Origin of the sequence: Lysobacter enzymogenes, from assembly GCF_900106525.1 — a bacterium.
GTDB lineage: Bacteria > Pseudomonadota > Gammaproteobacteria > Xanthomonadales > Xanthomonadaceae > Lysobacter > Lysobacter enzymogenes.
The window spans coordinates 342,850-368,305 of the sequence record NZ_FNOG01000002.1; the positions used below are offsets into that span (position 1 = coordinate 342,850).

The following is a 25,456-nucleotide window of genomic DNA, read 5'->3' on the forward strand; positions in this document are numbered from 1 at the left end:
CGCAGGTCCAGCGAGATGCCGTACTGGCTCCAGTTGGCGTCCTGGTTGGCGTCGAACTTCGGGTTCTGATAGTTCAGTTCGCCGTCGAGCGACCAGTTCTTGTTCAGGAACTTGCCCAGGCCGATCGCACCGAACGGAGCGTTGCGGGTGCCGCGGTCGTTGTCCTGGATGTTCATGCCGGCAGCGCCGGTGAGGTACCAGCGGTCATCGAAATCCTGCGCGCTGGCCACCTGCGAGAAAGCCAAGCCCGCCAGCAAAGCGGTGCTCAACATACGGATCTTCATTTGTAACTCCTTCAGATCGATCGGAACGGGGGGTAGATCGGGACTGTGTGATCGGGACAGTCTTCTGCGGCGCTGACTCTACGGCAGAGACACTTTCAGCACTGGCACGAGCCGAGCGCCGCGGTCACTGGCGGGGGGATCATACACTGTCAAGAAGTTTGTTAATACCACTTAACGTAGTTCAGGCGGCCAAGAACCGATTCGTGTGTAACGCTTCCGTAGCTTTTACGCACACATCGGAACAGCCGCGCCGACGAACGGTCGGATACTGCGCGAAAAACTGCGCTGCAGTTCCATATTCGCGCCGCTCGTCGGCAAGAACCGGCCTTACAAAATCCAGTCCCTGCATAAACAAGGAAGCCCGGCGCGGGGCCGGGCTCCCGGGTATCGCATGCCGCGGACCCGAAGGCCCGCGGCGGTCGCTGCGTCCGAATCAGTTCTGGACGTTGAGCTCGGTGCGACGGTTCTTCTCGCTCTTGCAGCCCGGCAGCGTCTGCGGGGTCTGCTCCAGCGGACGGCTCTCGCCGTAGCCGATCGGACCGACCAGGCGGCCGGCGTCGACGCCGTTGCTGGTCAGGTAGTCGTAGGCGGCCTTGGCGCGGCGCTCGGACAGCTTCTGGTTGTACGCGTCCTTACCGCACAGGTCGGTGTGGCCCGCGACTTCGACCTTCAGCTCGGGGTAGCGCTTCAGGATTTCGGTGGCCTCGTTGAGGATGGCGATCGCATCCGGACGCAGGGTGGCCTTGTCGAAATCGAAGTTCACGCCCTTCAGGTCGATGGTGACCGGAACCGGGCAGCCGTCCGGACCGATGGTCTGGCCAGCCTGCGAGTTCGGGCACTTGTCGTCGCAGTTGTTCACGCCGTCGCCGTCGTCGTCCTTGTCCGCGCAACCCGGCTGCACCGGCGGCGGAGCGACGACCGGGGCGCTCGGCTCCGGACCCAGCGGCACCACGATGCCGACCGAGGCCAGCACGTCGCCGAACCAGTCTTCCTTCGAAGCGTTGACGCTCTGGTCGTCGAAGTCGGCGCGGTAGGCCAGCTCGGTGCGGATGCCGACGCGGCCCAGGTCGCCCTGGATGCCGACGCCGACCTTGGCGGCGAAGTTGCCGTCCTTACGCTTGCCCGGCGACAGCGGCGACGGAATGAAGTACTCCTCTTCCGAACGCTGGTAGCCGATGCCGGCCAGGATGTACGGGTTCCAGTTGCGGCCGTCGGTCACGAAGTGGCGGCGCAGGTCCAGCGAGATGCCGTACTGGCTCCAGTTGGCGTCCTGGTTGGCGTCGAACTTCGGGTTCTGATAGTTCAGTTCGCCGTCGAGCGACCAATTCTTGTTGAGGAACTTGCCCAGGCCGATCGCGCCGAACGGCGCGTTGCGGGTGCCGCGATCGTTGTCCTGGATGTTCATGCCGGCAGCGCCGGTGAGATACCAGCGGTCGTCGAAGTCCTGGGCGCTGGCGACCTGCGCGAGGCTCAGGCCACCCAGCAGGGCGGCGCAGAGGAGTTTCTTATTCATCTTCTAGCTCCTGTTTCTTATTAAAGGAAACCGCGTCTGCGAGGTTTCTACCGTTCGCGGCGGCCGCCTGGACCGACGCCGACCCGCGCAGGTTAGGTTTGCCAACGTGAAAGCGGTGTTAACAACCGTCTAACATTCGAGCCGGTTCCATGAATAATGGGATCCGGTCGCAATTCGTTCAGTTTAGAAAGTGCAGTTCCATTCAGCTGGAACTGCACTTCTGAAGTGCGAATGAAGTGCGAACCCGCACGCGGGTTCGCACCGGGCGCATTACTGGCGCACGAACAGGCTCATGAACTCGGTCACCGGCAGGGCTTCGAGCGCGGCCGGGTCGTTGGCCAGGGCCAGCAGACGCTCGGCCTGGGCGGCCGGCAGCTTGGCGCGGATGGCGGCTTCGAACTTGGCCATCAGCACCGGGATGCCTTCGGCGCGGCGCTTGCGGTGGCCGATCGGGAAGTCGATGGAGACCTTGTCGGTGGACGTGCCGTCCTTGAAGAACACCTGCACCGAGTTGCCGATGTAGCGCTTGTCGGGATCGAAGTAGTCCTTGGTGAACTGCTCGTTCTCCTTGACCACCATCTTGTCGCGCAGCGCGTCGATGCGCGGATCGGCGGCGACGGCGTCGACGTAGTCGTCGGCGGTCAGGCGGCCGAAGATCAGCGGCACGGCGACCATGTACTGCAGGCAGTGGTCGCGGTCGGCGTAGTTGGCCAGCGGACCGGTCTTGTCGATGATGCGCACGCCGGCTTCCTGGGTCTCCAGCTCGACGCGCTCGACCTGGTCGAGCTTGTCCTTGACCTGATCGTGCAGCTTCATCGCGCACTCGACCGCGGTCTGGGCGTGGAACTCGGCCGGGAACGAGATCTTGAACAGCACGTTCTCCATCACGTAGCTGCCGAACGGACGCTCGAACTCGAACTGCTTGCCCTTGAACGAGATGTCGTAGAAGCCCCAGGTCTTGACCGACAGCGCGCTCGGGTAGCCGACCACGCCCTTGTTGGCGTTGAGCGCGTGGGTGACGGCGCGGCGGCAGGCGTCGCCGGCGGCCCAGCTCTTGCGCGGGCCGGTATTCGGCGCGTGGCGATAGGTGCGCAGCACGCCGTTGTCGATCCACGAGTGCGAGACCGCGGTGATGATCTCTTCCTTGCCGCCGCCGAACATCTGGGTGGCGACCGCGGTCGAGGCCAGGCGGACCAGGATCACGTGGTCCAGGCCAACCCGGTTGAAGGAATTCTTGAGCGCGTAGCCGCCCTGGATTTCGTGGGCCTTGATCGCGTGGCCGAGCACGTCGCGCACGGTCATGGCCTTGCCGCCTTCGGCCTCGGCCTTGCGGCCCAGGTAGTCGGCGACGCCGAGGATGGCGCCGAGGTTGTCGGACGGGTGGCCCCATTCGGCCGCCAGCCACGTGTCGTTGAAGTCGAGCCAGCGGATCTGCACGCCGATGTTGTAGGCGGCCTGGACCGGGTCGAGTTCGTAGGAGGTGAACGGCACGCGCGCGCCGCCCTTCATCTCGCCGCCGGGGACCAGCGGGCCGAGGTGCTTGAGGCATTCCTTATGGTCCATCGCCAGCGCCGCGCAGGCCAGCGAGTCCAGCAGCATGTAGCGCGCGGTGTCGAAGGCCTCCTTCGAGTCGATCTTGTAATCGGCGACGTAGTCGGCGATGTCGGCCATCGGCTTGTCGGGATCGGGGCGGACGGTCGAACGGATGTCGAAGTGGCTCATGGGCGAAAGGCCTGCGGTGAGAGAGCCCGCTATTTTGCCAGACCGCGACGGCGCGGCGGACCGCACCGGTATGGAGACGGCGGCGGCCGGCGCTCGCCTCGCCTTCAACAATCGGCCACTGCGGGCCCGATTGCCGACAACTGCGGAACGATCAGGCGCGAACGCGCGGCTTTCAAATCGCCGGTGCGAGGATCACCCTTGCGGCATGGACATCCCTACCCGCCTGCCGACCCTGTTCCTTTCGCACGGCTCGCCGATGCTGGCGCTGGAGGATTCGCCCGCCGGGCGTTTCCTCGATGCGCTCGGCCAGCAGCTGCCGTGGCCGCGCGCGATCGTGATCGCCTCGGCCCACTTCATGACCGACCGGCCGATGCTCGGCGGCCATGCGCAGCCGCACACCGTGCACGACTTCGGCGGTTTTCCGCAGCCGCTGTACCAGATCCAGTACCCCGCGCCGGGCCAGCCGCGGCTGGCCGAGCAGGTGCTCGCGCGCTTGGCCGATGCCGGTTTGAACCCGAAGCTGCGCGACAACCACGGGCTCGACCACGGCGTGTGGGTGCCGCTGCGGCGGATGTATCCGCAGGCCGATATTCCGGTGGTGCCGTTGTCGGTGCAGCCTTACGGCACCGCGGCCCAGCATTACGCGGTCGGCCAGGCGCTGGCGGCGCTGCGCGACGAAGGGGTGCTGGTGATCGGTTCGGGCGGTTTCGTGCACAACCTCGGCGATCTGGACTGGGGTCAGCGCGAGGCGCCGATGCCCGATTGGGCGGCGGAGTTCGCCGGCTGGATGCATGCGGCGTTGGCGGCGGGCGATCGCGAGGCGTTGCTCGATTGGCAGGCGCGGGCGCCGCATGCGCGGCGGGCGCATCCGACGGTGGAGCATTTGATGCCGTTGTTCGTGGCCTTGGGTGCGGCGGGGGCGGAGCCGACGGCGCGGACGATTCATCGTTCGCATGAGATGGGGTCGTTGGCGTTGGATGCGTTTGCGTTCGATTGAGTTGGTGTGGGTGGCGGTGGTGCGGTGGCTGTGGCGTGGAATGCGCTGAGGTTCTTCGTGGCTGAAGGTTCGCGGTCGCGGCTTGCGCCGCTCCTACAGTCGGATACGAAACTCGCCGGAGCTCCTGTAGGAGCGACGCGAGTCGCGACCAACCGCAGCGACGCGGCTCCGCCGCCTCTCCCCGAAGCGAAACGTCTCCACCCGTCATTCCGACGAAAGCCGGAATGTAACCGCAGCCACGCGGCTCCGCCGTGATTTCCCGAAGCCTGCAACCCCCACGCCGTCGTTCCGGCGAAAGCCGGAATCCAACCGCAGCGACATAGCTCCGCCGAACTCGCCCGAAGACCCGAAGCTCCCCACCCGTCATTCCGGCGAAAGCCGGAACCCATTTTGACTTTGCTGTTGCTTCTGCCTCTCTCGTAATTACAAGCGACGACCAGCGAAGATCAACAGCTTCCGTCCGCAAGCGGCCGGGTCACTTTCTTTGTCTTGCCAAAGAAAGTAACCAAAGAAAGGCGCTTTCCTTGTTTTCGAATCAAGAGCCACTATCGTTCGGTGCGTTCGCGGGGATGCGCCACACAGGCCATCCATGGCCTGGGTGGCGCACGGCGCGCATCCTGCGCGCCGCCCTTCGGGTCTGCGATTGCCTGTGGCGAGTTCGGGGCGGCGGGGGAGCTAAAGGCAACAGCAACAACAACAACAAAGGCAACAACCACATGGATTCCGACTTACGCCGGAATGACTTGCTGGAGGTTGCGGGGCTTCAGACGCTGCGGCAGAGCCGCATCGCTTCGGTTGGACTCTGGCTTTCGCTGCCGTCGCTGGCTAATGGCCCGACATCGCCACGACCTTGCCATCTTCGCAACTCGCGTCGCTCTCGATCACAGCAACGCAGCGCCTTTCAGCCACCGCGCTCCCACGGCGGCACCTCGCCGAAAGACTCGGCGACGAAGTCGATGAAAGCCCGCACTCGCAACGGCACGTAGCGTCGCTGCGGCATCACGGCGTGGATCGCTGTTTCGGGCAGGCGGTGCTCGGGCAGTACCTGCACCAGGCGACCGGCGCGCAGGTCTTCGTGCACGTGCCAGACCGAGAAGTGGGCGATGCCGAGGCCGGCCAGTGCGGCGTCGCGCAGGACTTCGCCGAAATTGCTTTCCAGGCGGCCGTTGACCCGCACTACGGTTTCGGCGCCGGCGGCGTCGAGTACGCGCCAGTCTTCCAGGCGGCCGTGCGCGCCGACCAGCACCAGGCATTCGTGTTCGGCCAAATCCTGCGGCACGCGCGGTGCGGTGTGCTGGCGCAGGTAGTCGGGCGAACAGGCCAGTACGCGGCGGTTGTCGGCGAGCTTGCGCGCGACCAGAGTCGAATCGCCGAGCGCGCCGATGCGGATCGCCAGGTCCATGCCGGCGGCGACGAGGTCGAGGTTTTCGTCGCTGAGGTTCACGCTCAGCCGCACCAGCGGGTAGCGGCGCTGGAACTCGGGCAGCAGCGGCGAGAGGTACATGCGCCCGAACGAGGCCGAGGTGGTCACCCGCACCAGTCCGGCCGGTTCGCTGCCGGCGCGGCGCAGGTCGTCGGTCAGGCCTTCGAGTTCCTCGATCAGGGCGCGGCCGCGCTCGGCCAGGGCCTGGCCTTCGGCGGTGGCGTGCAGTTGCCGCGTGGTCCGGTGCAGCAGACGCACGCCCAGGTCGCGCTCCAGGCGTTTGAGGCGCTGGCTGGCGACCGCCACCGACAGGTCCAGGCTGCGCGCGGCGGCGCTGATCGAGCCCAGGTCCAGGACCCGCAGGAACAGGTTCAGGTCGGCGATCCGGTCCACGCGATTTTCAATTCTGGGTTGAGAGTGATTCGTCATCCTGCGGGTTTTTCCACAAGATGCAACGGCCCAGACTGCCGCATCCCTCCCCTCCCGGATGCGTCCCATGCACGCCCCCTCCTCTTCCGCCGACCTGCCCGCGCCCGCCGCGGGCGGCCGCGCGCGCCTGCCGGTGGCGCTGTACGCGCTGACCGTCGGCGCGTTCGGCATCGGCACCACCGAGTTCGTCATCATGGGCCTGCTGTTGCAGGTCGCCGCAGATCTGCAGGTCGGGCTGGCCGCGGCCGGGCTGCTGATCTCCGGCTACGCGCTGGGCGTGTTCGTCGGCGCGCCGGTGCTCACCATCGCCACCGAGCGCATGCCGCGCAAGGCGGTGCTGGTGGCGCTGATGCTGATCTTCACCCTCGGCAACATCGTCTGCGCGATCGCGCCGAACTACACGGTGCTGATGATCGCCCGCGTCATCACCTCGCTCGCCCACGGCACCTTCTTCGGTGTCGGCGCGGTGGTCGCCACCGCTCTGGTGCCGCAGGACCGCAAGGCTTCGGCGATCTCGATCATGTTCACCGGCCTGACCGTGGCCACCCTGCTCGGCGTGCCGGCCGGCGCGTGGCTGGGCCTGCAGTTCGGCTGGCGCTCGACGTTCTGGGCGGTGGCCGCGATCGGCGTGGTCGCCACGGTGGTGATCGCCGCGCTGGTGCCGCGCGACCGCGCCAAGCCCGAGCCGGTGGCGCTGCGCCGCGAGTTGAGCGCGGTGCTGCATCCGCAGGTGCTGCTGGGCCTGCTGATGACGGTGCTGGGTTTCGCCGGCGTGTTCACCGTCTACACCTTCATCCAGCCGATCCTCACCTCGATCAGCGGCTTCGGCGAAGCGGCGGTGTCGCCGATCCTGCTGGTGTTCGGCGGCGGCATGATCCTGGGCAATCTGATCGGCGGGCGTTTCGCCGACCAGCGTCTGGCGCCGGCCTTGATCGCGACCTTGATCGCGCTGGCGGCGGTGCTGGGGGTGATGACCTTCGCCCTGCACGACAAGATCGCCACGGTCGCCTTCGTCGGCCTGCTCGGCGTGGCCGCGTTCGCGACGGTGCCGCCGCTGCAGCTGTGGGTGCTGCAGAAGACCGACCCGGCCGGGCAGAACCTGGCCTCCAGCCTCAACATCGGCGCGTTCAATCTCGGCAATGCGCTGGGCGCGTGGCTTGGCGGCGCGGTGATCGAGTACGGCCCGGGGCTGGGCGCGGTGACTTGGGTCGCAGCGTTAGTGACGCTGTCGGGTCTGGTGCTGGCGGTAGTGGCGGCGCGGCTGGATGCGAAAGGGCGCGTGGTTACGACGCATACCGCCGGGCCCGCGACGGCGGCGGCTTGCGCAGGGTGAGCGAAAGCCCCCCTCCCCGTCATCCCCGCGAAGGCGGGGATCCAGGGCTTCAACGCGACATGGCTCTGAAGTCTCTGGATGTTCGGCTTCGCCGAAATAAAAGCAGAGCCCGCTTTCGCGGGAATGACGGCAAACAAACCGGCTTCGAACAGAAACCCAAACTTCCCGCGCCGCTCCTGCGACGCCTCCACGGCCCACATCCATGAACCCCCTGCGCAAAACCTTCTTCGCCGCCACACTCGCGCTGTCCCTGCTCGCCCCCGCTCACGCCCGCAACGCAACCCAGTGGACAAGCACCTGGATCGCCAGCCCGCAAGCCACCTGGGGCGCCGACTTCGTCCTTCCCAACAACGCGCCCGACCGCATCGGCGACCAGACGATCCGCCAGGTCGCGCGCCTCAGCGTCGGCGGCGAGCGCGTGCGCATCGCCTTGTCGAACGCCTATGGCCGCGAACCGGTGACCATCGGCGCGGCGCGCATCGCCCGCAGCCTCGGCGGTTCGCGCATCGACGCCGGCAGCGACCGCGCGCTGACCTTCGGCGGCCGCAGCTCGGTGACGTTGCTGCCGGGCGCGCCGGTGCTCAGCGATCCAGTCGATCTCAGCGCGCCGGCGCTGGCCGAAGTCGCCGTCAGCCTGTACTTGCCGCAGGACACCGCGCTGCGCAGCTTCCACTGGGAAGGACTGCGCGATGCCTACCTCGCCCAAGGCGACCGCAGCGCGCAGGCCGCGTTCGACGGCGCCGCGACGATCCCCAGCCGCCCTTACCTCAGCGGCATCTACGTCGAATCCGCGCGCCGCGCCCGCAGCGTGGTTGCGTTCGGCGACTCGATCACCGACGGCGCCGCCTCGACCCCGAACCGCAACCGCCGCTGGCCCGACGCGCTGGCCGAACGCCTGGCGCCGCGCGGCATCGCCGTGCTCAACGCCGGCATCTCCGGCGCGCAGGTGCTCAACGACGGCATGGGCGTCAACGCGCTGGCGCGGTTCGAACGCGATGTGCTGGCGCAACGCCCCGACAGCGTGGTGGTGCTGATGGGCATCAACGACATCGGCTGGCCCGGCAGTACGTTCGAGCCCGCGCGCGAAGCGATGAGCGCGCAGCGCCTGATCGACGGCTACCGCCAGTTGATCGCGCGCTCGCGCCAGGCCGGCGTGCGCATCGTCGGCGCCACCCTCACCCCGTTCGAAGACGCGCTGCCGGACGCGCCGGTCAAGCATTACTTCAACCCGGACAAGGAACGCGTGCGCCAGCAGGTCAACGCCTGGATCCGCAGCAGCGGCGAGTTCGACGCCGTCGCCGACTTCGACGCGCTGCTGCGCGACCCGGCCCACCCCACGCGCATGCGCGCCGCGTTCGATTCCGGCGACCGCCTGCATCCGGGCGACGCCGGTTATCGGGCGATGGCCGATTCGCTCGATGAGGCGGTGCTGTTCGGCGCGCATTGAACCCAGAGCATCGAGCCTAGCCCAGCCTCACCGCCCGGCTTCTCGGCGCCGTAATCCACGATCCCGCACAATCCGGCATCGCCCTGGCGACGCCGCTCCCCGCATTCCCCTCGCAACCGGAGTCCGCAATGAAAGCCGTAGCCCTCACCCGTTACCTGCCCATCGACGATCCGCAATCGCTGACCGACGTCGAACTGCCCGCGCCCGTCGCCAGCGGCCACGATCTGCTGGTGCGGGTCGAGGCGGTCTCGGTCAATCCGGTCGATACCAAAGTGCGCTCGCCCAAGCCGCAGGTGGAAGCGCAGCCGCGCGTGCTCGGCTATGACGCCGCCGGCACCGTCGAAGCCGTCGGCGAAAACGTCACCCGCTTCAAGGTCGGCGACCAGGTGTACTACTCCGGCGACATCACCCGCCCGGGCAGCAACAGCGAACTGCAACTGGTGGACGAGCGCATCGTCGGCGCCGCGCCGAAGTCGCTGAGCGCGGCCGAAGCCGCGGCCTTGCCGCTGACCGCGATCACCGCCTGGGAGCTGCTGTTCCAGCGCATGCCCTTCGACAGCGAGACCGGCGGCCGCGGCAAGACCTTGCTGGTGATCGCCGGCGCCGGCGGCGTGGGTTCGATCGCGATCCAGATCGCCAAGCGCGCGGGCTTCAGCGTGATCGCCACCGCCTCGCGCGCCGAAACCGTCGCCTGGTGCCGCAGGATGGGCGCCGACCACGTCGTCGACCATCGCCAGCCGTTGACGCCGCAGCTCCAGGCGCTGGGCATCGAACAAGTCGACGCAGCGATCAACCTCGCCGACACCGCGCGCTACTGGGACGAACTGGGCGAACTGCTGGCGCCGCAAGGCAGCGTCGGCCTGATCGTGGAGCCCGCCGGCGCGCTCAAGATCGGCGACCCGTACAAGCTCAAGTGCATCGGCATCCACTGGGAAATGATGTTCGCGCGGCCGAAGTTCCGCACCCCGGACATGATCGAGCAAGGCCGCATCCTCGACCGCGTGGCGCAGCTGATCGACGCCGGCGAGCTGCAGGGCACCCATACCGAAACCCTGGGCCGCATCGATGCGGCGACGATGCGCGAGGCGCACCGCCGGCTGGAATCGGGCGCGACCATCGGCAAGCTGGTGCTGGCGGGCTGGTGAGCAAGCCCGAACGCGGCCCGCTTGCGTTCAGCGCAATGCACGCACGCGGACGATGATGTCCGCTCCGCCCCGCCGCTACCGGCGGGGCGGACGCAGCCGCTCAGTTGGCCCGGAGCGCCGTGCGGGTCGGCCGGCTGGCGCAGCGATACGCGGCGATTTCGTTGATGCGGATGCGGCTGGGATCGTGGTCCGGGCCGCGGTAGCCGACGATGCGCAACTGCCCGATCCGGGTCGTCGGCAGGCGATGCTCGCGCACGGTCTGCACGTTGCCGCGCACTTCCTCGACCAGGCGCCAGGTCTCGCCGTCCAGATACTCCAGGTCGTAATCGCGCACTTCCCATCCGTCCGTGGTGTAGACCAGCACCTGATCGACCTCGGCCGCCGTCGGCAACGCGACCTGCAGCCGGTTGTAGAAGCTGGCCTTGGCCTGCGCCTTGTCCGCATCGCCCACGCTCGACCAGCTGTACTGGCCGCCGAAGGCGGTGTTGGTGTCGCCGTCGGTGGCGCGCGCGGCGCTGTAGCCGGGCGCCGTGTCGCTCGCGCTGGCCGCGCCGCCGGCCAGCAGATTGCCCGCGGCGCAGGCGCGCGGCGGCGCCGGGCCGAACAGGCGGTGATCGTAGGCCTGGGTCTGCAGTTGATCGTTCAACCACTCCGACAGGTTCGCCGCCGAGCGCTGATCGGTGGTGATCAGATTGGTCAGCCGATACGGCCCGTCGCGGCGGCTGGCGAACAGGTCTTCGCCGGCGAAGCGCAGGCTCGCGGCGTTGGCGCCGACCGCGACCTCCAGCGGCACCGCCGCGTTGGCGACCACTTGGCCGTCGCGGTCGACCAGATCGGCCGACACCATCGCCGCGCCCGCGTAGCTGGACTGGATCTCCACCGGAACCTCCAGCGCGGCGTAGCGCTTCGCCGACCCGTCGGGCAGCGGCACCGCGGTTTCCGCGCCGGTCACCCGCACGCCCAGGCTGCGCTTGCCGATCTGCACCGACTCGCTGCCGCCGCGTTCGAAATCCAGGCCGGTCGCGGTCAGGCCCGACACGAACCACGACACTTCGGCGTTGCCGGGCGCGTCGGGCACGTTGTAGCGGCCGACGAAGCGGCCGTCGTCGCGGCGCGCCAGCGGCAGCGTGTCGACCTTGCCGTCGATCGTGCGCACCTGCAGGTAGCCGGTCGCGCTCAACAGCGCGGAGGTCGGCTCCAGCACCAGTTCGGCCTGGGCGCCGCTGACCAGGAACGGGAACAACGCATCCAGCTGCACGCCCAACGGGCTGACGAACGAGGCCGAAGTCTCCAGTTCGGTGCTACCGGCGATATCCGAACCGCCTTCCACGATCATGCGCCAGCGCCCCGGGCGCGGCGCCAGCAGCTGATAGCTCGCAGTGGTGCCTTCGGCCTGATACAGCACCATGTCGGGCTCGAGCTTGTCGGTGACCGGCTCGCCGGGTTGCGGCTCGCCGTCGTAGACCGACGCGGCGAACTCCGGATCGAACACGCGCCCGCTCGGATCGACCAAGGTCACGCGCGCGCTGCCGGCGCTCCAGCGCGCGGCGAACATCGTCGGGCTGCCGTCGATCAGCAGCTCGCGCTCGATCTTGCCGCCGGCCTTCAACACCGAACGCAGATTCAGGCTGCGCTGGTTGTATTCCTCGCCGGCGGCGAAACCGCTCGGCGCCGCCGGGTTGTAGACCGCCAGCGTGTCGCCGAGCGGTTCGGTCTCGCGCAGCAGACCGCCGCCGAACGGGAACTGGAACGAGGCCGAGCCGCAATGGCTGCGCGAACGCGCGACCAGCACCGGGTGCACGCAGTTCCAATAGGCGTGCCCGCTCAGGCCGCCGCTCCAGTTGTAGTAATCGCGCGAGCCCAGCGTCGGGGTGATATGGATTTCCTGGGTGTTCATGCGATCCAGGTAGCCCGGCATGCCGGTGGAACTGTAAGTCTGGATCAGGCCGTCGTCGGCGCCGGGAATCAACAGGCCCGAGGTCCAGCCCCAGCCGTTGCGGAATTCGAAGCTCGGCAGCGGGATCGAGAACAGGCAGATGCGGCGGCCGAAGATGCGGAAGCACACCTGATGCTGGCGCCACATCGGCGCGTCGCCGCCGACCGCGTGGTAGACCACGCCCGGGCGCTGGCCGTGGGTGATGTTGAACAGCTGCATGCTCGGTTTCATCATCTCGCACACCGCCGGCTGGTTCGGCAGGCAGGCCAGGCCGGTGATCGCCGGCGCGCCGCGGTGCGGGGTGCCGAAGCTGAAGAGCTGCGAGACGTCGTTGCGGTACAGCAGGCTCTCGACGTACGAGCGCGCGACCAGCCCGCCCATGCTGTGGGCGAACAGGATCACCCGCGGCTGGCCGGTTTCGTAGCGCGCAGTGTCGATGGCCGAACGCACGCGCAAGGCGTTCACCCGCAGCGGCGGGGTGAAGCCCAGGCTGGTCTGGATGTCGGCGTCGAAGCCGCGGTAGCCGGCTTGCCGCAACGCGTCGAATACCGGAGTGAAGCGGTTGATGTTGTCGGTCCAGCCGCTGACGTAGACGATCGGATTGCGCCGATAGCCCCACAGGATCGGCATCGACGGCGAACCGCCGTTGACCGCGATGGTGTAGCGGTCGCGCAGAAAAGCGTCGCTGCCGAAGGTCCAGCCGGCCAGCGCCGGGCGCGTGGTGTAGGTGCCCGCGGGCAGGCCGAGGAAGGTGTAGTTGCCGTTGCCGTCGGTGGTCGTGGTGCGCCCGCCGCCCAGATCGACCAGCGCGTTGGCCACCGGCGCGCCGGTGCCGAACTCGAGCACGCGACCGCGCAAGGTCGCGTTCTGGGCCGAGCGGCAGTCGTAGACTTCCAGCTCGTTGATGCGGAAGTAGAACGCCTGCGCCGCCGAACCGGTGATGCCGACGATGCGCACCGCATCGGCCAGGCGCGGCGCGAAGCGGTCGTCGCGCGACACGCCGGTGTTGCCGCGCACCGAATGCACCGTGGTCCAGCTGCCGCCGATGCGCAGTTGGATGTCGTAGGCGATGGCTTCGTAGCCGCGCGTGGTGAAGAACTGCACCCGGTCGATATTGGCCGCGCTGGGCAGGAACAGGTCCAGGGTCATGGTCTGGCCGCGGTCGTTGACCCAGCTCGCCTGCCCGCCCAGATCGGTGCTGCGGTTGCCGTCGTTGACGCGCTGCGCGGAATAGCCCGGGTAAGTCGAATGGCCGACCGCGTTGCCGGCGCGGGCGAGATTGGGCGTGTCGCAGACCTGCGCGTGCGCAGGTGCGAGTGCGATCAGCGCGAACATCAGCGCGAGCGCGGCTCGGGTCAGCGACGACAGCCAAGGGCGAATGCGCGGGGTGATGCGGGCGGACGGGGCCATCGTCGGATCCTCCTGATCGCGGTGCGCGCCGGATCCGCAAGGCCGCGGGCCGGGGCGATTCCTGATTCGGCGCCAGTCAGCCCGAATCTCCGTCCGCCTGACGCGACCGCACTCACAGAAAGCGCCAGCGGCCGCGAGCCTCCGGACGGCCGGCGGGGTCACTGTGCCGGCGCGCATGGATCGGTCGCGACGGCCGGCCGGAAACGGACGAGCGTGCGCTGGGCTTGCGGCCGTCCGCCGCGTTGCAGCCTGCGCACTGGCTGCGCAAAAAGCACGCATTCGCGCGGAAAATTGACAAAAAAAGGGGGCCGGCGAACCGGCCCCCATTCCATTTACTTCCGTTTAGCGCCGTTTATGCGGCTTTGGGCAAACCGCGCGCGACTTCGTAGCCGTCGAACACCATCGACGCCGACGCGCGGCCCTGACTCAGCGAACGCAGCGTCGTCGTATAGCCCGACAACTGCGCCAGCGGCGCGCGTGCGGTGACATCGCTGCGGCCGCCCTTGTCCTCGATCGACAAGACCCGGCCGGAACGCCGCTGCAAGTCGCCGACCACGTCGCCGACGTTCGCCGCAGGCGTGTCCACCACCAGCGCCATCACCGGTTCGAGCAGGGTCGTGCCGGTTTGCGCCAGCGCGGCCTTGAGCGCCTCGGCGGCGGCGCGTTGGAACGCCATCTCCGAAGAGTCCACCGCGTGGGTTTCGCCGTCGGTCAAGGCGACGGTGAGCCCCACCACCGGGAAGCCTTGCGGCCCCTCGGCCAACGCCGCGCGCAGCCCCTTCTCGGTCGCGCCGACGAAGTTGCGCGGAACCACGCCGCCGACGGTGCGGTCGACGAACTCGAACTGCCCGTCCTCGCGCGGGGTCACATCGATGACCACACGCGCGAACTGGCCGCTGCCGCCGGTCTGCTTGGACAGCTTGCCCTCCACGCCTCGCACCGCGCGGCTCGGCGTTTCCTGATAGGCCACGCGCGGCGAACCGGTGCGCACATCGACGTTCCACAGCTCGCGCAGGCGATCGACCATCACTTCCAGATGCAGCTCGCCCATGCCCCAGACCAAGGTCTCGCCCGTATCCGCATCCGTACCGACACGGAACGACGGATCCTGCTGGGCCAGACTCGCCAAGCCCTGTCCAAGACGAATCAGGTCGCTGGCCTTGGCCGCGGTCAACCGCCACGACAACACCGCCGGCTGCGCCTGGATGCTGTCGAGCGCCAAACGCTCGCCGGCATCGCTGAGGGTCTCGCCGCTGATCGCGTCTTTCCAGCCCACGACCGCGACGATCTCGCCCGCATACGCCACGTCCACGTCCTGGCCGCGGTCGGCCTGCACGACTTGCAGACGGCCCACGCGCAGCGCCTTCTCGCGTCGTGACGCCCACACCGTGTCGCCGACCCGCAACGTGCCCGAGTACAGGCGCACGAAGGTCTGCGCGCCGTGTTCCTGCTGCACGATCTTGAACACCAGACCGGCGAGCGGGCCGTTCGCGTCAGGCGCCAGTTCGACCTCGCCGCGTTCGCTTTGCGCGCACACGGCCGGCCGGTCCAGCGGCGACGGCAGGTAATCGACGATGGCGTCGAGCAGCGGTTCCACGCCCTTGTTCTTGAACGCAGAACCGGCCAGCACCGGGGTGCCCGCGCCGGCCAGGGTGGCCCGGCGCAGCGCGGCCTTGAGCAGCGCGGCGTCGATGGCGCGAGCGTCGAGGAAAGCCTCGGCGAGCGCGTCGTCGTGGTCGGCGACCGCTTCGATCAGGCGCTGACGCGCTGGTTCGAAACGGGCCGCTTCTTCGCTCGTCCACGCCTGCCGCGACAGGGTGCCGGCGTCGTCCCACGACACGCTTTCGCGCGCCACGTAGTCGATCCAGCCGCTCAAGTCGGATTCCGCGCCGACGGTTTCGCCCAGCGCCCACGGCACCGCGTCGAGCTTGTCGCGCATCTGCGTCAGGGTGCGCTCGAGCGAGGCGCCGACGCGGTCCATCTTGTTGACGAACGCGATCAGCGGCACGCCGTGGCGGCGCGCCTGGCGCCACACGGTTTCCGATTGCGGCTGCACGCCGTCGACGCCGCTGAACACCGCGACCGCGCCGTCGAGCACGCGCAGCGAGCGTTCGACTTCGATCGCGAAGTCGATGTGGCCCGGGGTGTCGATGACGGTCAGGCGATGCTCGGCGCCGTCGTGCGGCGTCCAGCGCGCCTGCACGGCGGCCGCGCCGATGGTGATGCCGCGGCGACGTTCGATCGGGTCGAAGTCGGTGGTGGCGGCGCCGTCGTGGACTTCGCCGGTGCGATGGATCGCGCCGGTTTTCCACAGCAGGCGTTCGGTCAGCGTGGTCTTGCCCGCGTCGACGTGGGCGATGATGCCGAGGTTGCGCCAGCGGCGGATGGGGGTGTTGCCGGTAAGCGGGGTGTTCATAAAAAGGTTCGCACTCGTGGCCAACGTCAGGGTCGCCGCGCGACCCGGTTGGCTGCGGGACGCGCGGCTAGGCTTGGGTGTCTTCCGTGGTATTCACGACACGTTCTCCTTGGGTGTTCGGGCGATGCGGTTAGAAGGAAAGCCGGAGCGGGCCGGCGGTTTCGCAAACAGCGGGCAATAAAAAAGCACCCGGATGGGTGCTTGCTTTCATGCGACTCGGCTCAGCGCGGTTGGTCAGTTCGACCGCGAAGCCAAGATCGCAGGAGGCAGGCGCACCCGGCCCGCGCTCGCGCGCAGGGCGTTCAGCGATATCAGGAGCGGGAAGCGCTGCATGATGGGGCGGCCTGAGGAAAGGGGTGGGTGTTGCGTGTGCATATCGTAGGGGCGGCGCGGCGGGAGTCAAGCCGCGCGGGGGTTTGCGCGATGGGATTTATCGTTCCAAACCCCGCGCTGCCGCGTTCGCCCCCTGTAGGAGCGGCGCGAGCCGCGACCGCGACAACGCAACCATGACGAAGGTTGCGGCGTAGTTGCGTTGTCGCAGTCGCGGCTTGCGCCGCTCCTACAGGTAGATCGCGAAGCCGCGTTACGCGGCCTTGCCCTTGGCTTCGACCTGGCGCTTGAGCACCGCCACCGGCTCGGCCCAGGTGTTGCCGCCGCGGCGCTTGCTCGTGGTCAGCACCAGGTCCGACGGGTCGAACACGTTGAGGTTATGCGTGATCGGCGTGGTCAGGATGTACTGCGCGTCGGTGGCGCGCAGGAAGCGGCCGACCTTCTCGATGTTGAACACGTCCAGGTGGGCGAAGGGTTCGTCGATGAACACGAAGCCGCCCGGCTGGTCTTCGTCGCGCAGCAGCGCCACCAGCAGCAGCAGCGACTTCATCACCTGCTGGCCGCCGGAGGCCTCGCCGTCGTCCAGGCCGATCCAGCCCTTGCGGTCGAAGTCGAAGCGCACCGACAGGCCGGCCTGGGCCAGCGCCACGTCGTTGTTGGCCAGTTCCGGCATGTCGGCGTCGACGCCGATGCCGGCCAGCTCGCCGAGCGCGGCCAGGTTCTTCTTGTAGCGGCGCACGGTCGCGCGCAGCACGTTGATGTAGGCGCCGCGCGCTTCCTCGGTGAGGCGCTTGGCGCGATCGAGATGGCCTTCGCGGCGCATGATCGAACTGGCCAGCTCGTCGTGGTCGGCGCCGATCTTGTCGCGCATCGGCACGCACGACTCGTCGGTCACGAAGCCGCCGCGTTCCAGGCGGTCGTCGATGCGCTCCATCTCGCGGCGCACCGCCGAGGCGCTTTCGTATTCCTCGCGCGCGGCGTGCAGCGCAGCCGCGGTGCGCCAGGATTCGGGCATGAGCCCGCGCTTGCGCCGGTAATCGACGATGCGCTGGATCAGGCTCTGGCGCTCGCCGTTGATCTGCTGGGAACGCTCGCGCAGCTCGCGCGCCAGCGCGTCGATCTGGCCCTGGCGCTTGGCCGCAGCGATGCCTTCGGCCTTGTCCTGGTCGCCGGCCGCGTCGATGCGCGCGCGCGCTTCGGCCAACGCCGCGGCGGCGGCGGCGGCGGTTTCGGCCAGCTCCGGCAGGCGCTCGGCCGCGGCGGCGAATTCGCCGGCGCGGGTCACCAATTCCTGGGTCGCATCCAGGCCGAGCAGGCGCGACTGGTCCGCGTCCACGCGCTGGCTCAGTTCCTGCAACTCGGCTTCGCGCGCCTGCGCGCGCTGGACGATGGTTTCCTGCTCGGCGCGCAGTTCGGCCAGTTGCGACTGGCGCGCGCCGCTGCCGAAGTGCTGCTGGCCGCCGCCGATGTGGCGGCCGCCGCGGCTTTCGCGCAGATAGCCCTTCTGGGTGATCCAGTCCTGCTGCGCCGGCAGGCGCGAGCCGTGCTCGATGTCGGTGACGCGGCGGATGCGGTCGAGCTGGCGCGGCAGCCACGCCGGCGGATCGGCCGAGAAGCGCACCACTTCCAGCAGCGAACCGGCGCTGGGCTTGGGCACCGGCGCGCGTTCGGCGACGATGAAGTGGCGGTACTGCTGGCTTTCGCCGAGCTGCCACGCGGCGCGCGCGTCCTTCGGGTTTTCCAGCACCAACAGATGCCGGTACGGCGCCAGCACCGCTTCGACCGCGACCGACCATTGCGGATCGACGATCTCGACCAGTTCGGTCAGCACCCGGTGGTCGATGTTCGACTTGAGCAGGCTGGCGCGGAAATCGCGCTCGAACGGCTCGACGATGCGTCCGCCGCCGCTGAGCGCGGCCAACTGCGCGGCCAGCTCGCCGGCGCGCTTGCGGTCGCGCTCGGCTTCCAGCTTCAGCTCGGCCTGGCGGCGGCGGCCGTTCTCGACCGCGGCGCTGAGCGAGTCCACGTCCAAATCGCCGCGCTGGGCCTGCAGCTTGGCCAGTTCGTCGCGGCGCTTGACCAGCATTTCCGCGTCGCGCGCGGCGTCGCGGGCCTGGGTGAAGGCCTGTTCGCTGGCGCCGACCTGACGGCGCGCCTCGCGCATGGCTTCGACCAGGGTCTCGCGACCGCCCGAAGCGATCTGGTCCTCGCGCTGCATCTCGTCGAGCATGCGCTCGCGTTCGCGCAGCGCGCGGCGCAGGCCGGTCAGGCGCGGCTTGGCGCCTTCGATGGCGTTGCGCTGGTCGGCCAGTTCGACCTTGGGCGCGATCTCGCTTTCCAGGCGCTGGCGCTGGCCGCGCAGCGCGTTGTATTCCTCGAACGAGCGCACGTCGGCCTTGGCCGATTCCAAACGCAGATGCAGGCCGGCCAAGTCCTGGCCGAGCTGCTGCAATTCCTTCTCCACGTCGAACTGCTCGGTGCGCGCGCGCTGGTAGTCGTCGAGCACGGCCTTGTCTTCGAACACGTCGAAAATCAGCTGCAGCAGTTCGCGCGGCGAGTACTGGCAGAGCTTGTCGGTGGCGCCCTGCTCGAGCGTGAGCACGCGGCAGATCGCCCGGGTCAGGCCGGCGCCGGCCAGACGCACGCGGTAATCGCGCACGCCGAGCCATTCGCCGCCCTGCTCCAGCGTCTCCACCGGCACGTCGCCGCCGACGATCTGGTAGTCGCGGCTCCAGTCGCCGCCGCGCTTGCGGATGCGGCAGGCGAGCGTGACCTGATCGTCCTTGATCGGGAAGAACGGCCGGCCGCCGCGGCGGTCGGGGCTGTTGCTGACCACCGCGCGCAGCCAGGCATAAGGCTTGCCGTTGTGGCGCAGGTAGGTCTTGTAGTCGCGCGCGGTGTCGCGGTCTTCGATCGCCAGCAGGGTGCGCAGCGCATCGAGCAAGGTGGTCTTGCCCGAACCGTTGGGGCCGACCACGGTGACGATGGACGCGTCCAGCGGCAGTTGGAAGCGCTGCCAGTAATCCCAGTGCACGACTTCGAGCGAGCGGAACTCAAACATCGGCCGCGGCCTCCTCGTGCTTGTCGGTGTGCGGTGGTGCGGCGTCGGCCGGCGCTTCGGCATCGGTCGCCGGTGCGGCAGTCGGCGCGTCCGTGTCGCCCTCGCCCGCCGCCAGCGTTTCGGCCAGCCCTTGCGCGATCTCGGGCAAGACTTCGTCGAGATTGCCTTCGTCGACGCTTTCCACCGCTTCGATCGCGGCCTGGAACGCGTCGTAATCGTCGGCCTGCAAGCCGGCCGCGGCCAGCGCGGCGTCGGCCAGTTCGGCCACCGTCGCGCCTTCGCCCTCCAGCGCCGCGGCGTCGGCGGCTTCGCGCTCGGCCAGTTCCAGCGCGTGCTGGCGCGCCTCGGCGACGACGAACGACAGCGCGCCGTCCATCACTCGCCCGGCAATGCGTTCGTAATCGAAGGCCAAGTCCAGCATCGGCCCTTCATGGATCTTTTCCTTGCGCCGCAAGATGAAGCCCTGCCGCGCCAGCGAACCCAGGTTGAACTGGATGCGCGTTTTGCCACCGAGCTTGTCGCCGAAGTCGGCCATCAGCGTGCGTTCGTTGATCGGCTCGACCACTTCGGCGCCGACCGGCACCGGCTTGAGCTCGGCGAACATCTGTTCCTGGTCCTGGTCCCGGTCGGCCTTCTGCCGGGCGATCTGGCGCTGGCGCTTGGGCAGCACCAGCAGCGCCCACAGCACCACCAGCAAGGCGATGGCGTCGCGGTCGAGCTGCAGGTTGGTCGACGACCAGGCCTTGGCGCTGCCGAACACCGCCGATTCCTGCGGCCGGGCGATGCCGACCGCGACGTGCGCGGCGTAGGGATGTTCGAGCAGGCGCATGCCGACCGAGGCCAGGCGGCGGTCGAGGTCGTTGCGCAGTTCGGCGTCGGTCAGCAGTTCGCGGACCGCGGCGTCGTCGCGCGGCAGCCAGCGTTCGGCCAACAGACGCGCGATCAGGGAAGCGATGGGGTCGTTCATGCGGTGGGTACGGTGTCCTTGGCCGCTTTCTTGCCACGCCGCTTGGGTGCGGCGCCGCCTGCGGCGGTCTTCTTGTCGTCGTGTTCGTTGTTGCCGGCATCGCTGTCGGCAGCGCGCTTGCGCTTGCGCGGCGCGGCTTCGGCGGCCGCGCCTTGTTCGGCTGCGGCTGCATCGCCCTCTTCGGCCGCGGCCTTGCGCTTGCGCGGCTGGCGCGCGCGCAGCAGGTCTTCTTCGCTCAGCGTGTCCAGGCGGCCGCGGCTCATGTAGGCCACGCCGGAGTGGCCGACGGTTTCGAACACCGGCTCGACCCGCCACGCCAGCGGCAACCGCGCCATCGACGCGCTAACGCCTTCGCGGTTCTCCGCGCCGGGATCGCCGATCAGGCCGAGCAGCGACAGGCGATAGGCGCTGAGCGAGAAATTGTCGTGAGGCACCACCGCGGCCAGCGTGGTCGACGGCAGCGATGCGTCGTCCGCGAGCGGGCCGCCGGCCAATGCGGTGAGCTGGTCGAGCCAGTTCTCGGCGAAACCGAAATCGGTCGCCGCCGCGGGCGAGCCTTCCGCGCTCGGCGCGGCCTGCGCCGGCGGCAGCGACTGGTCCTCGCGCGCTTCGCGCTCGCGCTCGACCAGTTCGTACTCGGCCACGTCCAGCGCGATCGGCGCGAGCATGAAGGCCGGGATCGCGGTGCGGGTGAGCAGGTCGTCGGCGATGCCGGCGAGCTTGTCGATGTCGAGTTCGCGCAGAAAGCGGTTGACGTCCGACGAGGACAAGCCGCTCGCGCCCAAATGCACGCGGTGGCGGTCGAGCTGGCTCAGCGCGCGCTGGAACACCGAGGCCTGGCGCAGCATCGCGCTCTGGGCGCGGCCGATCTGCTGGGCGACGCGGTGGGTGTGGCTGTCCAGTTCCAGGTCGGCGGAGATCTCCTCGACGATCTGGGTGCCCTTCTCGATCCAGCGCCAGGCGTGCTGCAAGGTGCCGGCGGCGCGCTGGATGCGGTGTTCGGAGCCCGACAGCACCGCCTGGTCGAAGTCTTCGCGCAGTTCGTTCAAGCGCGACAGCAGGTGCTGCAGATCGTCCGAACGCACCCGGCCGACGGCCTGGCCGGCGGCGATCTGCGCGGTCACGTAGGCCAGTTCGTCGCCTTCGCGGTTGAACTGCAGCAGCATGCCGATCGCCGCCAGCGCCTGGCGCCCGGCCGGGCTGATGCGGTAGCGCTGGGTGTGGCCGTCCCACAGCAACAGGTCGTTGTCGCGCAGGCGGCCGATCACGGTGTCGAACTTGACCGGGTCGAGGTAGGCGAAGTGCTCGCGCAGTTCCTGCGGGCTCCAGTCCGGCGCCTGGCCGCGCTCGCCGATGGCGCGCAGCACCAGCAGCCGCACCATCACCGACTCTTCGCCGCCGTGGAACAGGGTGGAAAAGGCGCGCAGCAGATCGCGCGCGCCCAGCAGGGGCTGCAGGTCGGGAAGGTCGGCGGCGACGATGTCGGCGCGCAGGTAGTCCTGGAGGCTGGTGTCGGCGGCGGCGTCCATGTAAGGCGGACTACGGGGGGTCGGGCATGTTCGGCGATGCGCGAGGGCGTGACAACCGTTGCTTTGGCCGCGCCGGCATGCCTGTCTTCGCGCGGTTTGCACAGGCCGCGCTGCGAAAGTGGCCCGCAGCTGCGTCGAAATCGCGCACGTGCCCGACGCAGGCGTGGTTTCCCCCTTGAATTCCAGGGCTTTTCCCGGCATCGTGCGCAATCCATACGCCAGCGTATCCAGCCAGCAATGACCACGGCCGCCCCGACCGCTCCCGCCTCCGCCCCGGCCGCCGACACTGGCGCGCATCCGCTCTACCCGCATCTGTTCGCGCCGCTGGACCTGGGCTTTTGCACCCTGCCCAACCGGGTGCTGATGGGTTCGATGCACACCGGGCTGGAGGACAAGGCCGCCGACTTCCCCAAGCTGGCCGCGTATTTCGCCGAGCGCGCCGCCGGCGGGGTCGGCCTGATCGTCACCGGCGGCTTCGCGCCCAATATCGTCGGCTGGCTCAAGCCGTTCGGCGGCAAGCTCAGCTGGCCGTGGGAAGCGGCCAAGCACAAGCAGGTGACCGGCGCCGTGCACGCCCACGGCGGCCGCATCTGCATGCAGATCCTGCACGCCGGCCGCTACGGCTATCACCCGCTGCAGGTGGCGCCGAGCAAGCTCAAGGCGCCGATCAACCCGTTCACCCCGCGCGCGCTGTCGGCCGGCGGGGTCGAGCGCCAGATCAAGGCGTTCGTGAACTCGGCGCGGCTGGCGCGCGAGGCCGGCTACGACGGGGTCGAGGTGATGGGCTCGGAAGGCTATCTGCTGAACCAGTTCACCGTGCCGCGCACCAACAAGCGCCGCGACGGCTGGGGCGGCGAGGCGGCGCAGCGTTACCGCTTCAGCGTGGAAATCGTCCGCCGCATCCGCGAGGCCTGCGGGCCGGACTTCATCATCGTCTACCGGCTGTCGATGATCGACTTGGTCGACGAGGGCTCGACCTGGAGCGAGGTCATCGCCCAGGCCCGCGCGATCGAAGCCGCCGGCGCCACCCTGATCAACACCGGCATCGGCTGGCACGAGGCGCGGGTGCCGACCATCGCCACCTCGGTGCCGCGCGGCGCGTTCACCGGCATCACCGGGCGGCTGAAGGAAGAAGTGCGGCTGCCCTTGGTGACCACCAACCGCATCAACATGCCCGACGTGGCCGAGCGCATCCTGGCCGAGGGCGACGCCGACATGGTGTCGATGGCGCGGCCGCTGCTGGCCGACCCGGAGTGGGTGAACAAGGCGCGCAACCGCCGCGCCGCCGACATCAACACCTGCATCGGCTGCAACCAGGCCTGCCTGGACCACGTGTTCGAGAACAAGCACGCCAGCTGCCTGGTCAACCCGCGCGCCTGCGCCGAGACCGAACTGAACTACCGCCCGACCGCCACGCCCAAGCGCGTGGCCGTGGTCGGCGCCGGCCCGGCCGGCATGGCTTGCGCGACGGTCGCGGCCGAGCGCGGCCACCGGGTGACCCTGTTCGACCGCGCCGCGCGCATCGGCGGCCAGTTCAACCTGGCCAAGCGGATCCCGGGCAAGGAAGAGTTCTACGAGACCCTGCGCTACTTCGCCGGCCGGATCGAGCAGACCGGCGTGGAGCTGCGCCTGAACACCGACGCCGACGCGGCCGCGCTGGCCGGCTTCGACGAGGTGGTGCTCGCCACCGGCATCCGCCCGCGCCGGGTCGATTTCCCCGGCAGCGACCACGCCAAGGTGGTGAGCTACCTGGACGTGCTGCAAGGCCGGGTCGTGCCCGGCGCGCGCGTGGCCATCGTCGGCGCCGGCGGCATCGGCTTCGACGTGGCCGAGTTCCTGGTCCACGACGGCCCGCACTCGGGCGACGACGCCCCGCACTACCCGGACCCGGCGCAGTGGCGCGCCGAATGGGGCGTGGACCTGGACTACGCCGACAACCGCGGCGGCCTGGCCGCGCCGCAGCCGACGCCGCCGGCGCGGCAGGTCTGGCTGCTGCAGCGCAGCGCCGGCAAGCCGGGCGCGAAGCTGGGTAAGACCACCGGCTGGATCCACCGCGCGACCCTGAAGGCCAAGCAAGTGCGCATGCTCGGCGGGGTCGAGTACGTCGGCGTGGACGACGAGGGCTTCCACATCCGCATCGACGGCAGCGAACAGACGCTGCCGGTCGACCAGGTGGTGATCTGCGCCGGCCAGGAGCCGTACAAGCCGCTGGCCGAAGCGCTGGCCGGCAGCGGCCGGCCGGTGCACGTGATCGGCGGCGCCGACGTCGCCGCCGAACTCGACGCCAAACGCGCGATCGCCCAGGCCAGCCGCCTCGCCGCGCAGCTCTGAGCCACGCACACACACATATATATGTATGTGTGTGCGGCCCCCTGTAGGAGCGACGCGAGTCGCGACCGCGACAACTCAACTACGCCGCTGCTTTCATCGCAGTTGCGTTGCCGCAGTCGCGACTCGCGTCGCTCCTGCAGGGCGCCATCGCGGCATCCTCGCAGGCGCTCGCCCCACCGCGCACCCGATCAGATAGGGCAATGCGCGACCGCTTACCCCAATCGGTGGGGTTGGCTTGGCCGTCATGGCCCGAAATCCCACCCCGAGCGGAGTCCACCGTCGCCCGGAGACGCCAAACACCCCTCCCCCACTTTGCTGAACCGGCTCGCTCACACAAGGGTGAGACAACCTCGGCACGCTTCGTGCCGGCACAAAGCCTTTCAGAACCAAGCACCTAGCGCCTGTTCAGAATAAAAACTCCAACCAAATTAGAAACTTGGATTTTGTCGTTCAGTCTTGGTTTGGATTCGCGTCGCTACCGTTCGCCGACTTTTCCGCCGCCCCTGCAGAGGCGGCACCCACCACCGCCCCGGGCGCTCATTTGCCCCCGGTCCCGGTGACGGGGCAAAAGCGCGCCGCTAGAGCCGCTGCCCTCCCCAGTACGCCATGTCGGCCTCACCGCCGTCCCTTTCCTCCGCTGCGGAGGATGGACGACCCAGTGCGGCCCGACGCAACGGAGCAAGGAGTCCGATATGAAACTGGCTTGGATATTGTGGCTGGCCTCCGTGCTTCCGCCGCAGACCGCCGATTCGCTGTGCCTGAGCACCACCGTCTACCTGGAAGCCCGCGACCAGTCCCAACGCGGCCAGCAAGCCGTCGCCGAAGTGGCCCTGCGCCGCCGCGACAGCGGCCTGTGGGGCGACACCGTGTGCGAGGTCGTCACCGCCAACAAGCAGTTCGCCCCGACCCTGGTCTCGCCGGGCACGCGCCTGAGCAATTCCGAAGCCTGGGCCGAGTCCGTCAACGTGGCCCTGGCCGCGGAGCGCAACTGGGCCCTGCCGGCCGGTCAGCGCAAGGAGATCGTACCGGGCGCGAGCCACTTCGCCGCCCACGCCATCGCCAGCCCGTCGTGGCGCAATGCCTATCAGGTGGCGACGATCGGCGATCACACGTTCTACAAAGTGCAGGCGCTCAAGCCGCGGCGCGGCTGAGCCAGGCCGCTTCGTAACGCAGCGTTGCATCG

Annotated in this window: 15 protein-coding genes; 6 read left to right on the forward strand and 9 right to left on the reverse strand. The window is 68.9% G+C overall.

Annotated elements, in window-relative coordinates; genetic code table 11:
- From BLU84_RS05790 to BLU84_RS05800, 3 genes are all read right to left on the reverse strand, one after another.
- A partial coding sequence (locus BLU84_RS05790) for an outer membrane beta-barrel protein (protein WP_139174782.1) occupies nucleotides 1–284 on the reverse strand: 284 nt, incomplete at its 3' end.
- A 433-nt stretch (nucleotides 285–717) separates the two neighbouring features.
- Entirely contained in the window at nucleotides 718–1,797 is a 1,080-nt protein-coding gene (locus BLU84_RS05795) for an OmpA family protein (protein WP_074863912.1), read from the reverse strand.
- A gap of 270 nt (nucleotides 1,798–2,067) precedes the next feature.
- Nucleotides 2,068–3,519 (reverse strand): bifunctional 2-methylcitrate dehydratase/aconitate hydratase, encoded by a 1,452-nt coding sequence (locus tag BLU84_RS05800; protein ID WP_074863916.1) that lies wholly within the window; start codon nucleotides 3,517–3,519, stop codon nucleotides 2,068–2,070.
- A 205-nt stretch (nucleotides 3,520–3,724) separates the two neighbouring features.
- Here BLU84_RS05800 and BLU84_RS05805 point away from each other — a divergent pair, with 205 nt between their 5' ends.
- The gene (locus BLU84_RS05805; protein WP_074863919.1) at nucleotides 3,725–4,516 is read left to right on the forward strand and encodes a DODA-type extradiol aromatic ring-opening family dioxygenase; all 792 of its coding nucleotides are present in this window, start codon (nucleotides 3,725–3,727) and stop codon (nucleotides 4,514–4,516) included.
- A gap of 901 nt (nucleotides 4,517–5,417) precedes the next feature.
- Here BLU84_RS05805 and BLU84_RS05810 read toward each other — a convergent pair.
- Nucleotides 5,418–6,332: a LysR family transcriptional regulator gene (locus BLU84_RS05810; protein ID WP_074863922.1), complete on the reverse strand. Its 915-nt coding sequence runs from the start codon at nucleotides 6,330–6,332 to the stop codon at nucleotides 5,418–5,420.
- A gap of 103 nt (nucleotides 6,333–6,435) precedes the next feature.
- Between BLU84_RS05810 and BLU84_RS05815 the strand changes: the two genes are divergently transcribed.
- The 3 genes from BLU84_RS05815 (at nucleotide 6,436) to BLU84_RS05825 (ending at nucleotide 10,293) form a co-directional block, all read left to right on the forward strand.
- Nucleotides 6,436–7,701, forward strand: a complete 1,266-nt coding sequence (locus BLU84_RS05815) for an MFS transporter (protein ID WP_170849099.1) — start codon at nucleotides 6,436–6,438, stop codon at nucleotides 7,699–7,701.
- Between the two features lie 202 nt (nucleotides 7,702–7,903).
- Nucleotides 7,904–9,148 carry an SGNH/GDSL hydrolase family protein gene (locus BLU84_RS05820; RefSeq protein ID WP_074863926.1) on the forward strand — a complete coding sequence of 415 codons (1,245 nt, stop codon included), beginning with the start codon at nucleotides 7,904–7,906 and terminating at the stop codon, nucleotides 9,146–9,148.
- Between the two features lie 128 nt (nucleotides 9,149–9,276).
- Nucleotides 9,277–10,293: a zinc-binding alcohol dehydrogenase family protein gene (locus tag BLU84_RS05825; protein ID WP_074863929.1), complete on the forward strand. Its 1,017-nt coding sequence runs from the start codon at nucleotides 9,277–9,279 to the stop codon at nucleotides 10,291–10,293.
- 100 nt (nucleotides 10,294–10,393) lie between these two features.
- Here BLU84_RS05825 and BLU84_RS05830 read toward each other — a convergent pair whose 3' ends face one another.
- From BLU84_RS05830 to BLU84_RS05850, 5 genes are all read right to left on the reverse strand, one after another.
- On the reverse strand, nucleotides 10,394–13,639 hold the full coding sequence (locus tag BLU84_RS05830; protein WP_074863932.1) for a discoidin domain-containing protein: 3,246 nt from the start codon (nucleotides 13,637–13,639) through the stop codon (nucleotides 10,394–10,396).
- Between the two features lie 352 nt (nucleotides 13,640–13,991).
- Nucleotides 13,992–16,055 (reverse strand): elongation factor G, encoded by a 2,064-nt coding sequence (fusA, locus tag BLU84_RS05835; RefSeq protein WP_074863934.1) that lies wholly within the window; start codon nucleotides 16,053–16,055, stop codon nucleotides 13,992–13,994.
- Nucleotides 16,056–16,638: 583 nt separating this feature from the next.
- Nucleotides 16,639–19,446, reverse strand: a complete 2,808-nt coding sequence (locus BLU84_RS05840; protein ID WP_074863937.1) for an AAA family ATPase — start codon at nucleotides 19,444–19,446, stop codon at nucleotides 16,639–16,641.
- Complete coding sequence (locus tag BLU84_RS05845) at nucleotides 19,439–20,413, reverse strand: hypothetical protein (protein WP_074863940.1); 975 nt, start codon at nucleotides 20,411–20,413, stop codon at nucleotides 19,439–19,441. The genes BLU84_RS05840 and BLU84_RS05845 overlap by 8 nt, the downstream gene beginning before the upstream one ends.
- Nucleotides 20,410–21,942: a hypothetical protein gene (locus BLU84_RS05850; protein ID WP_074863942.1), complete on the reverse strand. Its 1,533-nt coding sequence runs from the start codon at nucleotides 21,940–21,942 to the stop codon at nucleotides 20,410–20,412. The genes BLU84_RS05845 and BLU84_RS05850 overlap by 4 nt, the downstream gene beginning before the upstream one ends.
- 237 nt (nucleotides 21,943–22,179) lie before the next feature.
- Between BLU84_RS05850 and BLU84_RS05855 the strand changes: the two genes are divergently transcribed.
- Nucleotides 22,180–24,273: an NADPH-dependent 2,4-dienoyl-CoA reductase gene (locus BLU84_RS05855; RefSeq protein ID WP_074863944.1), complete on the forward strand. Its 2,094-nt coding sequence runs from the start codon at nucleotides 22,180–22,182 to the stop codon at nucleotides 24,271–24,273.
- 692 nt (nucleotides 24,274–24,965) lie between these two features.
- Nucleotides 24,966–25,424 (forward strand): cell wall hydrolase, encoded by a 459-nt coding sequence (locus BLU84_RS05860; RefSeq protein WP_074863946.1) that lies wholly within the window; start codon nucleotides 24,966–24,968, stop codon nucleotides 25,422–25,424.
- Nucleotides 25,425–25,456 lie beyond the last annotated feature (32 nt).